At 58.0% G+C, this 11,293-nt stretch carries 7 protein-coding genes; 3 read left to right on the forward strand and 4 right to left on the reverse strand.

Features of this window, described 5'->3' with window-relative positions:
* The first annotated feature begins 353 nt into the window (after positions 1-353).
* Genes I41_RS26765 through I41_RS26775 form a run of 3 tightly spaced genes read left to right on the forward strand, consistent with a single transcriptional unit; the run spans position 354 to position 7,128 of the window.
* The gene (locus tag I41_RS26765) at positions 354-4,409 is read left to right on the forward strand and encodes a PAS domain S-box protein (RefSeq protein WP_168207192.1); all 4,056 of its coding nucleotides are present in this window, start codon (positions 354-356) and stop codon (positions 4,407-4,409) included.
* Positions 4,406-6,217, forward strand: a complete 1,812-nt coding sequence (locus I41_RS26770; protein WP_145436582.1) for a putative bifunctional diguanylate cyclase/phosphodiesterase — start codon at positions 4,406-4,408, stop codon at positions 6,215-6,217. Before I41_RS26765 ends, I41_RS26770 begins: the two co-directional genes overlap by 4 nt.
* A gap of 11 nt (positions 6,218-6,228) precedes the next feature.
* Positions 6,229-7,128 carry an HDOD domain-containing protein gene (locus I41_RS26775; protein ID WP_145436584.1) on the forward strand — a complete coding sequence of 300 codons (900 nt, stop codon included), beginning with the start codon at positions 6,229-6,231 and terminating at the stop codon, positions 7,126-7,128.
* A gap of 113 nt (positions 7,129-7,241) precedes the next feature.
* Here I41_RS26775 and I41_RS26780 read toward each other — a convergent pair whose 3' ends face one another.
* From I41_RS26780 to I41_RS26795, 4 genes are all read right to left on the reverse strand, one after another.
* Positions 7,242-7,781 carry a LuxR C-terminal-related transcriptional regulator gene (locus I41_RS26780; protein WP_168207194.1) on the reverse strand — a complete coding sequence of 180 codons (540 nt, stop codon included), beginning with the start codon at positions 7,779-7,781 and terminating at the stop codon, positions 7,242-7,244.
* Between the two features lie 413 nt (positions 7,782-8,194).
* A complete protein-coding gene (locus I41_RS26785) occupies positions 8,195-8,635 on the reverse strand; it encodes a helix-turn-helix domain-containing protein (protein WP_145436588.1) in 441 nt (146 codons plus the stop codon).
* A complete protein-coding gene (locus I41_RS26790) occupies positions 8,632-9,207 on the reverse strand; it encodes a DUF6932 family protein (protein WP_246133908.1) in 576 nt (191 codons plus the stop codon). The genes I41_RS26785 and I41_RS26790 overlap by 4 nt, the downstream gene beginning before the upstream one ends.
* 216 nt (positions 9,208-9,423) lie before the next feature.
* Positions 9,424-11,100: a DUF7453 family protein gene (locus I41_RS26795; RefSeq protein WP_391524850.1), complete on the reverse strand. Its 1,677-nt coding sequence runs from the start codon at positions 11,098-11,100 to the stop codon at positions 9,424-9,426.
* Positions 11,101-11,293: the final 193 nt, after the last annotated feature.

The following is an 11,293-nucleotide window of genomic DNA, read 5'->3' on the forward strand; positions in this document are numbered from 1 at the left end:
CATGGCTGGAATGGCTAGCGTTCGCATGGCGTCGATCCGCAAACCCTAATTGGCTAGTGGAAGCGCTGGGAGGGGGATTGCTCTTGTCGCTGGCTGGGCTCTTGTTATGGCGTCGGAACAAATTGCGAACAAAACCCGGGGCCCCGTCGCAAATCAGGATGAGCGTCGCCCCATGGGCAGCCCTCGCCGCGTTCACGGCGGGGTCGATATTCACGACGTTAGCGGTGACCGCCGCCATGAAGGCCGTCCGTGACAGAGCCCAGGACAGTTTCAACAGGCTTTCAGAGCGGCTTACGGAGGATGTGCAGAGTCGGGTCAATCGGTCGATGTACGGACTCAAAGGAGCGAGAGGCATGTATGCAGCGACCGACGCCCTGGACCGTAGTGCATTTAAGGCATATGTGGCCTCCCGCGATCTCCCCACGGAATTCCCAGGGGCTCTCGGCTTTGGCTTCATTTGGCGGCTGGAGCGACACAATCTTGACAGCTTCGAGGACGCAGCGCGTGCTGATGGTGCGCCAGAGTTCCACGTTCATCGCTATTCCAATGGAGACATGATCGGCGATGCGTCAGATCTGTTGATAATTGAATACATCTATCCGCGAGAACGAAACCTAGGCGCTGAAGGCCTCGATATTGGTTCCGAACGAGTGCGCCGCGACGCCGCTGAGCATGCGATACGGACTGGAGAACCGACGATCAGCGGATGCGTTAAGCTGGTTCAGGACGAGTTGCAAAGAGTTGGGTTTCTCTACTTCCTGCCCGTGTACAAAAATGGAACCCGTCCAGCAACTCCCGCGGAACGAGAGAAGACGCTCGTCGGTATTCTGTACGCACCCATTCTATTGGAGGAGGCGCTGCAAGGCATCTTTGAAGCGGCTAAAGGGGGGATTGACTTTGAGCTCTTTGACGGAGAGCAACTGAGCAGCGCTAGTAAGCTGTTCGACTTCGACGGTCACCTCTCGAGCGACGACGAGTCTGTCACGAACACGGACTACGACGATCGCATGTTCTGCAGACGGAGCCTCATCCGGGTCGGAGGCCGAATCTGGACGGTGGTGACAAGTAGCAAGCCTGTTTTCGAACGCTCGATCGATTATTCGACGCCGATCACCCTCGGGATCGCCGGGGTCCTGCTGTCATGCGGGCTTTCAGTTCTTGTCTGGAATATGGGACTACGCGAGCGGCGCGCCACCATACTTGCGACGGAGATGACGGCGGAATTGCGGGCGGGCGCTGAGGCGCTGCGATTGGCCTCGCATAAATCGGAGCGGCTGGCTGAGATAGCTCGAAGAACCGGCAATGCTGTCGTCATTACAGACGCCGTGGGTCGCGTTGAATGGGTCAATGAGGGATTCACTCGCGTCAGCGGTTACGCGTTGGAAGATATGATTGGCAAGAAGCCGGGTGACGTTCTGCAAGGACCTAACAGCGACCGTGAGACCGCCGCGCAGATGCGCGGAGCGATTCATCGCGGCGAGCCTTGCTCGGTAGAGATCGTCAACTATGCCAAAAATGGCCGGCAGTACCTCATTTCGATCGAGATTGAGCCGCTGCGGGACGCTGGCGGAGCGCTTACTGGCTTTATGGCGATTGAGACTGACGTGACGGAGCGACGTCAAGTGATGGAGGAGCTCCGACTGGAACGCGAGCGACTCGACTTGGCGATGACGGGCTCAGGGCTAGGCTTGTTTGATTGGAATCTGGAAACGGGCGACATCGTCTTTCGAGCGGCCGGGGCGAACATGCTGGGTTACGGCGTTGACGAGTTGCCGACGAAGGTTTCTCAGTGGTTCGAGGCCATACACCCCGATGACCGGGACGCCGCAGCGACGGCGGTGCGTGAATCGATCGAGCTTGGCAAGCCCTATGAGTGCGAGCATCGCCTGTTGACTAGTGACGGTGCCTGGCGTTGGATTCTAGGGCGGGGCAGGGTCGCGGCCTGCAATGAGCGAGGCGCAGCCATCCGCTTTGTAGGCACGCACCAAGACATCACTCGCCGCAAAGAGGCGGAGGCTGAGCTTGCTGCAGCGAAAACGATCGCCGAGACGGCCCTGCGAGAAGGCGAGGCGCTTCGACATACGCTTGATCAACACGCGATCGTTTCAATTACTGACGCGAGAGGACGGATTGTCGCCGTCAATGACGCGTTCTGCGCCATCAGCGGCTATTCGCGAGACGAACTTTTGGGGAAGGATCATCGATGCATCAATTCCGGCGAGCATCCCAAGTCATTCTGGACCGAGATGTGGCGCACAATCGCTGGCGGGCAACCTTGGCACGGCGAGGTGTGCAATCGGGCCAAGGACGGTTCTCATTACTGGGTGAGTTCCACGATCGCCCCGTTTTTCGACTCAACGGGCCGCATTGATAGGTATGTCTCGATCCGGACCGACATCACCGCGCGTAAACTGGCGGAGCAACAGATGGCGGAGAGCGAGAGTCGCTTTAGACTCCTCGCGGACTCGTTGCCCATGTTGGTCTGGACCAGCGACGCCGACGGCCACAGAAACTACTTCAATCGGTCGTGGGTCGAGTTCACAGGTCGCGACGTCGAGAATGAACTGGGAGACGGGTGGATCTGCAGCGTCCACCCGGAGGACGTCGAGCGCAGCATGCATACTTATCGCGATGCGCTCGCGGCGCGGCGCGGCTTTGAACTGGAGTATAGACTCAGGCGACACGACGGGATGTTTCGCACCCTATTGGCCCGTGGCGTCCCGCGCATGTCACCTGCGGGTATCTTCGAAGGTTTCGTTGGCGCATGCGTTGACGTGACGGAACTAAACGAAGCGCAATTGATTGCCCAAGACGCAAACCGGGCCAAGAGCGAATTTTTAGCCAACATGAGTCATGAGATCCGAACGCCGCTAACGGCGATTCTAGGATATTGCGACATCCTCCGCGACGACGGCATCATCGAGCGGGCGCCACCGCGCCGAATCGAAACGATCGACACGATTCGACGCGCCGGCGAACACCTGTTGTCCATCATCAACGACATTCTCGATCTCTCGAAAATCGAAGCCGGAAAACTTGAAACAGAACTGATCGAGACGCCGCTGCCGCGCATCTTGATGGAAGTTGACAGTCTCATGCGTCCCCGCGTCGCCAGTGGTAGCGTGCAGCTACGCACTTATTTGGAGACGCCGGCCCCGGATCGCATCATCAGTGACCCGACTCGCCTCCGACAGATTCTCGTCAATCTCGTCGGGAACGCCGCTAAATTCACTGAGCACGGATCAATTGAAATGAGCGCGCGGGTCAATCGTTCGGAAACCGGCGCCCAACTTCTTCTAGCGGTACGCGATACGGGGCCGGGGATGACGCCCGAGCAAAGCGCTGGCCTGTTTCGACCGTTTACGCAGGCAGACTCGTCCGTGACCCGCAAACACGGGGGGACTGGTCTGGGACTGACGATATGTCGTCGACTGGCGCGCTTGATGGGCGGCGACGTCCGATTAGATTATTCGCGCCCGGGAGAAGGAACGAGATTCGTCGTGGAATTGCCCCTGGTCGAGACGCCCGACAGCCAGTTGATCGTTGACCTCGCGAGTTGTTCTAAGGAGAGAGAAGCGGTCAGTGAAGCAGCGCCGGCACGGATTTCCGGGCGAATCCTACTCGCTGAGGACGGCGACGATAATCGAAGGCTTATTACGTTTCATCTCGTCAATGCTGGAGCGGACGTCGAAGTCGCCGAGAACGGACAGGTGGCCCTGGAAATGCTAGAAGCGGCGTGGCGATCTGAGCGGCCCTTCGATTTGTTGCTGACGGACATGCAAATGCCTGTCATGGATGGCTATACCCTAGCCAAAACCGTGCGCGCTCGCGCCCTGGACATTCCGATCGTGGCCCTGACAGCGCACGCCATGACTGAAGATCGGCGTAAGTGTTTGGACGCCGGCTGCAACGACTATGCCAGTAAACCGATCGACAAGTTGGCGCTCCTGAAGACGTGCCAACGGTGGATCGAATGCGGTCACACCCGTACCGCAATGAACCATAGCGACGGCAATTCGAGGCTGGATGAGACGCTGGCCATCGCAGTAAGCCACGACGCGCTGCTTAGTGATCTTGCCGACGACCCTGATCTCGCTGAACTAGTGGCCCATTTCGTGAGCTCGCTTGATGGGAAGATGGCCAACTTGCGGGCACGCTTCGCCAGCAGTGATATGAGCGAACTAGCGATGCTGGCCCATCAACTGAAGGGCGCCGGCGGCGGTTACGGGTTTCCGACCATCAGCGAAGCCGCACGTCGGTTGGAGACCAGCGTCAAGGAAGGCGAAGCTCGGGAAGGGATTGCGACGGCGCTCAACGAGCTAGCGGCGATCTGTGACCGAGCCATGGCAGGCCGTCGACAATTTGAGTTAACCGCCGCCGATCTCCAGGTATCGGAGCATACATTATGAACGTCCTCGGTTCGCTGGATCGCAGCCCACGTATTCTCTTAGTGGACGATGATCCTGACATCCATGACCTCGTCGGCGGCATGCTCGCGCAGCTGAACGTCGAGGTGATCTCCGCGACGACGGCTGATTCCGCGAGCAAAGCAGCAGAGCGGGCGAGACCCGATCTGTTGCTATTAGATTATGAGTTTTCGGGAACGAACGGCCTGGAAATCTTACAGAGACTCCGTTTCGAGTCAATTTCGGCGGCGACTCCAGTTGTCTTCATAACTGGCAGCGATAGTCATCGCGTTCTGAGTTCGTGCTTTGCAGCAGGAGGAGACGACTATATTCGCAAGCCCTTCTGCGCCCCCGAGCTCCGCGCGCGAGTACGATCGTTACTCGACCGGACCAGGATGATGGATCAGCTAAAGCGAATGGCTCACTACGATTCACTGACGGGTCTGACAAATCGAGCTTCCATTCGTTTGCAGATTCAAGATGCCATTGATCGCGTCCCCCATCAAAATTACGGCCTACTGTTTCTTGACTTCGACCGCTTCAAATGGGTGAACGACAGTCTGGGCCACGAGGTTGGAGATCAACTTCTGCAACAAATCGCCAATCGGCTTCGAGATTCGCTGCGGCGGACCGACGGCGTCGCACGCGCTGAGGACGCCAGGACGGCGGCGCGCCTCGGCGGCGACGAGTTTGTCGTCCTCTTGGAGGATTTGGCGGATCCTCGGGACGCCGTAACCGTCGCCGAGCGACTTCTGTCGACGTTGGCGGCCCCCCACGAGCTGGCGGGGCAGCAAGTGACCTGCACAGCGAGCATCGGCATCGTCACAAGCGAACATGGCCACCAACAACCAGAAGATGCTCTACGTGACGCCGATACGGCCATGTACGTCGCGAAGCACGCTGGCAAAGCTCGCTACGTCGTTTTCGATCCGGAGATGCACGCCGTGGCCGAGCGGCGCTTGGCCATGGAGAGCGACCTACGGCAAGCGATCGCCAGCGATCAACTGCGGGTAGCCTATCAACCGATCGTCTCGCTGCGAACAGGGCGTCCGTTGGCGTTCGAAACGCTTGTTCGATGGGCGCATCCAGTCCAAGGACTTTTGGCGCCGGCGGACTTTCTTCCGATCGCCGACGAGACGGGACTTATCGTGGACATCGGGACGTGGGTGCTCAATCGCGCTTGCGCCGATTTCGCTGCTTGGCGACGGTTGTCTGGCATTCCGCCGCTGGCCGCCATCCACGTTAATCTTGCTCGCAAGCAACTGCTGTTGGGGAAATTGCCGGAGGTAGTCATGGACGCCTTGGAAAGCCATGGCGTGGCGCCGGAGTGCTTGCACCTGGAGGTCACCGAAAGCGAAATTATGAATGATCCCGTCCACGCCGCCGCAGTGCTCGGCGACTTGCGACGACAGGGCGTGAAGATCGACGTTGACGATTTTGGCACAGGCTATTCGTCGCTGGCCACTCTCCATGAACTCCCGCTCGACGTCCTGAAGATCGACCAATCGTTCATCGCCAAGATGTCTGAGGATCACTGTTTTGCCGCGCTCGTTCACGCCGTGACGACACTAGCCCAGAATCTGGGACTCGCCACGGTCGCGGAGGGGATTGAAACCAGCGACCAAGTGGCCATGTTGCAGTCGATGGATTGCGATTATGGGCAGGGACACTACTTCGCCAAGCCCATGAGTTCCGATGAAGCGCTGGCGTACTTGAGATCGCATGCGACGGTTAGCCCAGAATGGTCGTCGGTAGATTCTCTCAGCGCCAGCATGTTGCATTCGTCGCCTGTCCTCCATTGTCCTGAATAGGGTCCCCATCGATGCCGACCACAGAGCGTCGAGGAAATGTCGCCTCCACAGCTGATGACTCATCGGTCGTTCAGACGATGATCCGTCAGAGCGGCCAGTTCGCGACTCTGCCCGCGCTCGCGATGAAAATCATCGAGATTGCCGAAGATCCGCGGAGCACTTGGGACGATTTACACCAAGTAATCGCCATCGATCCCGCGTACGGCGTTCGCCTCCTGAAGCTCGTCAATTCTCCTTACTATGGCCTGCCGCGACCAATCGGCACGCTGCACGAGGCATTGGCATTGCTCGGTTTCCGCGCTGTCAAAAACGTCGCCATCTCGACCAGCCTCGGGAAGCTCTTTCGCGGTGGGAGGATTAGGGCAACATTCGACGCGCGCGACCTGTGGACGCATTCGATCGCAGTGGCGACGGCAGCGCAACTGCTCAGCCGGAGCACGAACGTCTCTCCTGACGAGGCGTTTCTAGCTGGTCTCGTGCACGACCTAGGCATTCTCGTTGAACTTCAGGCCCAAGTCGCATCATTCGCATCCATGATGGACCGGCTCCAAACCGATGACACTCTGACCTTTCGGTGCGCTGAAAACATGACGTGGCAAACAACGCATGAGGCGCTGGGGCTCGCCGTCTGCGAAACCTGGAGATTTCCCGCACACCTTTGTCTTACAGCCGGGTTTCACCATCGACCTTGGGAACTCGCCGCCGCCGACCAAATGCTGCCGGCACTGGTCCACGTGGCGGACGTACTCGCTGCTCGCCAGCGCTTGGGATATTCCCGGACAGTGGAAACTCTAGATCTATCGCCTGAGACCCTGTGCTTAGCAGATTTGAATGAACAAGCTGTCCTCGACGTCGAAGCTGCCCTGCCAAACGCCGTCGACGAGGCTTGCCAGATCTTAGCGGAGAGCTAATCTGACCTTCTCGTGCAATCTCTGTCACTCGGAAGAAAGTCTGGATCGATGCCATTCGGCGCGATGGTCCGACTTGGCCGGCGCCGAATGGTGCTGGCATCTTCAACTAGCCATTACAAAAGCCCGTCGCGAATTGCCCGAACAGCGAGTTCCGCACTTTTGTGAATTCCGAGCTTCTTCATCAGCCGCGACCTATGATTTTCGATCGTACTTTCGGCAACGCCAAGCATCTCGGCGCATAGTTTAACGGAGCGGCCCTCGGCTAAGAGCCGCATCACGTGCTGCTCGCGTGCCGTGAGGAGCGAGATCGAACGATCCCCTGCTGGAGTGTCTAACCGGATTCCAAGTTCCGTGTGCCGGATGCGCGGCGCAATGGAAGGGTCGAACGCCCGGCGACCGTTTAACAGCATGCCCGTCATGGCAACGACGAGCGATTGGGACGGCGCACTGCGGCTGAAGTAACTAGTTCCGGGCTGGTTCAAGATCGCCGAGAGGCGATATTCCATTGGCCGCGGATCAAGCACCAGCAAATGATGGGTCGCTTGTTCGCGAAGTAGGGCAACGCCACGCTCCACAGCGCCGCTGCCGATCGACGAGTCGATCACCAACAGTCGCGGTTGATTCTTTCGGCACTCCTCTTCCCCGGTTGCCATGTTGGTGGCCCATTCAACAAGATCGCAACCTACCCGGTGCTCGCACCACAAAGCAAACGCTTCACAATCAATCGTGGTTGGCAACAGCAGTAATAGAGTGCGCGGAGGCGAATCAGGATTAAAGCTGCGACTGCGAATTGGCCGGTCCATCGGTTAACACTCCATAAGTAAGTTGCTTAATAGTGCAGGCTCCACCCGTACCTACTTCCAGATTCATTGGAAACCGGTACCCCAGAAGGAAGATCAGGTTAACTCCACGTGCTTTCAGGCTAAATATCAGTTTTTGTAGGTGGATCTTCAAAAATGAGGGCTTCGATAATGATAAAAGCTTCTAGTTTGGGCCCGCCCTATTCCTGAGAGGTCCGCTACTCGTTTGCCATGGCTTCCTTCACCTTGACAGGATAATCGGTTTCCTATGCGGTTTTCAGAACGACCGCGGATTGCACTGATGTGGACACCGTCACGCCCAGTGCGGCTAGCACTTTTGTCGTCCGCTCAAGCGTGATGCCGTGATATTCGTTCCGCTCGTCGCGGCTGACGGTCGATTCATGGACGCCGAGCCGCTCAGCAAGCTCACGCTGGCTAAGTCCTTGTGAAATGCGAAGGGCGATCAGCAGCCGCCCCATGCCCTCGAAGTTCGTCACTTCCTCGAACTCCCCGCGGCGAAGTCGTTCATAGCTTTCAACTTCTTCCTTGAGTTGTTCATGGAAGGATTGGAGCGGGTCCATTGCCCGCTTAATTTCGGCTTGCGAGAGATCGAGCTTTTTGAGCTCGCCTCGCTGGGCCTTCAGCCGGGTTTCCTCGTCGGTAAGCCGCTTCACGGCTTCCTGGTATTCAGTTTCGCTGCGTATCATGTTCCTTCCTCCTCTTTAATCAAGCGAATGATTCCTTTCTGCTGATGGGCTCCCCGCGACTTGCGAAAGGCAGCGGGGAACTCAAGCTCCTGGCCGAATTCATCCCGGATGCCGCAAAGCTGTCCGTAATGCGGATATAACTCGACGCGGTAGATATGCCACATCGGAAGCTGTCGCTTCGGGTAGCCTCGAAACGGACGTCGTGACTCTGGAGCCCATGTCCAGACCTTGTGGGGATCCAGTCGGTTGAGTTCACGCTCCAGTTCGCCGCTGGCGAGACGTTTCAGCTCGCAGCAAAAATAACCGTCGATGTCGTTGGGATGAACTTTGTCTTCAGCAAACGAGCCGTCGACGAATATCTCCTCGATCCCGATCTGCCAAAGCTGACCGGCCATCACGGCGAGATTCTCCACCAGCGTCAGCCGCCAGTCGCTGTCCCAGTTTGGCGAACTGCCCTCGCCGCGGACCAAGAGCGATCGCCGCAGCTCGGCGAGCGTCAGTTCGTAGTCGCCCGGCGGTAGCAAGCCGGCGTTCGTGAACCCTGGGAGCGAGTAATTCGCTTCATCCTTCACATTGACATATTAGCCTAGTTTGGCGCATATGTCAAGGATGTAGCCGACATCGTGCCTGTGGGCACTTCTGCGAAAGCGATTCCGGCACTGAGCGCCACTCCACAACTTTACCGGAATTAGCAATGCGTCCACCGCAGAAAAGTCGCCGTCGCGAAGTCATAGACAAGAGTGAGTCGGGCCTCCTTGCGACGCGAAGCACGTTGCCATGCGACCGCATTACGAGACATTCCTGCAGCTAACGGACCCCCATCTTCGTCCGACGGCAGACGGCGCCAAGCACATTAGCGCCGCCAGAACTGCGGTTGGAGACTCGGGCACTGCGACTGAGTCTGATACGAAGAAGCCCGATGAACCGTCAGTAAAACCGGCAAAAAAGGCCACCTGCCCTCGATCGTTGAAGCCTATCGGTCGGCTGTCGCCAATGCCGCCGTTACCTTGAAAGTTCAGGCCGCTAACCGTGCGAAAGTCGCCTGGGCCTACCTGGAGCACATCGCCCTCTCGAACAATAAGGCGGAGTTGACCAGACATGTCCTCCGCCCATATTCCGCGATTATTAAACGAGTTGACGCCGTTTCCGCCTAGTGTTGCGAGGAAAGCCAGACGGCCGATTGAGTTCAGTACAATTTCGCTAGTGAAACCAAAAGCTGTGAAATGAGCGCTGCCTCCAGTGTCAGGTGCGATGTGGCCTTCTTGAGCAATTAAGGCCAGTACTCCACCGCTGGCTTTCCAGAGACCTGAATCGCTTGTGCTGTTGACGCCGCCGCCCCTCAACAACCCAGTGAAAGCGACCTCTCCTCTTGAGTTCAAAGCCAAACTGCTAAAGCCAGCAAAATTGACTCCTTCAGTAAATGCCGGCGCGGCATCGCGTTCTCTGACCACCAGCGATGAGGAACCCTGGCGAGAAGTCCAGATTCCAGAGTCGTTAGTGGCGGCGACGCCGCCAGAGAGAAGGGCTATGAAGGCGACCTGCCCGCCGTCATTTAGGCTTAGCTCCGCAAACGGCCCAAACTTGACTCCCGCGGGGGCACCCGGCGCCGGGGCGCCTTCTTGAGCTATCAATTGGGTAGAGGCGCTGTCCGCGATCCAAATTCCAGAACCGTCGCCATTTCCTGTAAGGCGTCCGATGAAGGCGGTCTCGCCGGCAGCATTAAGAGAGATGCGGCTGAATGTGACGTTGCCGCCTCCGGGACGGTTGCCGAATAGTTTGGAAGTTCCAGGCGCCCTAGCACCGTCGCGGGCGATCAGTGCAAGTGAACCCGAGCGAGCGGTCCAAACGCTCTCGCGAATCGTCGCGTTGGCGTCACTGTCGGTTAGATCAGCGATAAAGCTTACGTCGCCAGAATTGTTGACCAATAAGTCGTTAAAAACGAAGAACTCTGGGCTGCCGAAGCGAAGACCTTCCGTCGCCGCTTCGCCTTCGCGGGCGACGACTCGGAGCGAACCGGCATTCTCAATCCAGACCCCGCTGTCGTTGGCCGAATTCACGCCGGCACCATGCAGGTATCCGATAAACGCTGATTGGCCGCCTGAGGAAATTCTGGGCAGGAATACTGGAAAGCTGAACGCGCCGCCAAAACGCACCCCTTCGGGAGCGCCGACTGCTTGATCACCAGCTTGGGCCACCAGGGCGAGGTCGCCGGATCCCTCTGACCAGATGCCATTGCCGGTCAAGGGAGTGCCTTCGTAAGTGCTAAGAGTAGCAGCAAAGGCGACGTGACCTGTAGCATTCATCCCGCCAGTGTACTGGACATAGCCAAACTGCTCGCCAGCGCCGCCATGGGGCGTTGGCTGCCCTGTGATCACAACCGTCCGAACTGACTGTCCGCGGCTAGGCGTCGCGACCAAGGAGCACAGGCCCAAAACGATTATCAGACGTAGGTCAACAGCTGACATATGAAGCCTTTTAAATTCTTGACGAAAGAGCGTCGAGGCAGCAATGGAGGATTATAACCCTTCCATTTCGAGCCCGCTCCTGCCGCTAGGGGTGACACCGCATCAAGGCGATATCAGCCGCTTATATTGCGGTTATTACGCCAACTGCTGGCCGGCGGCCATGGTCGCCAAGGGCGTCACTGCAGTCTCGCGA

Source organism: Lacipirellula limnantheis, from assembly GCF_007746075.1.
GTDB classification, from domain to species: Bacteria; Planctomycetota; Planctomycetia; order Pirellulales; family Lacipirellulaceae; genus Lacipirellula; species Lacipirellula limnantheis.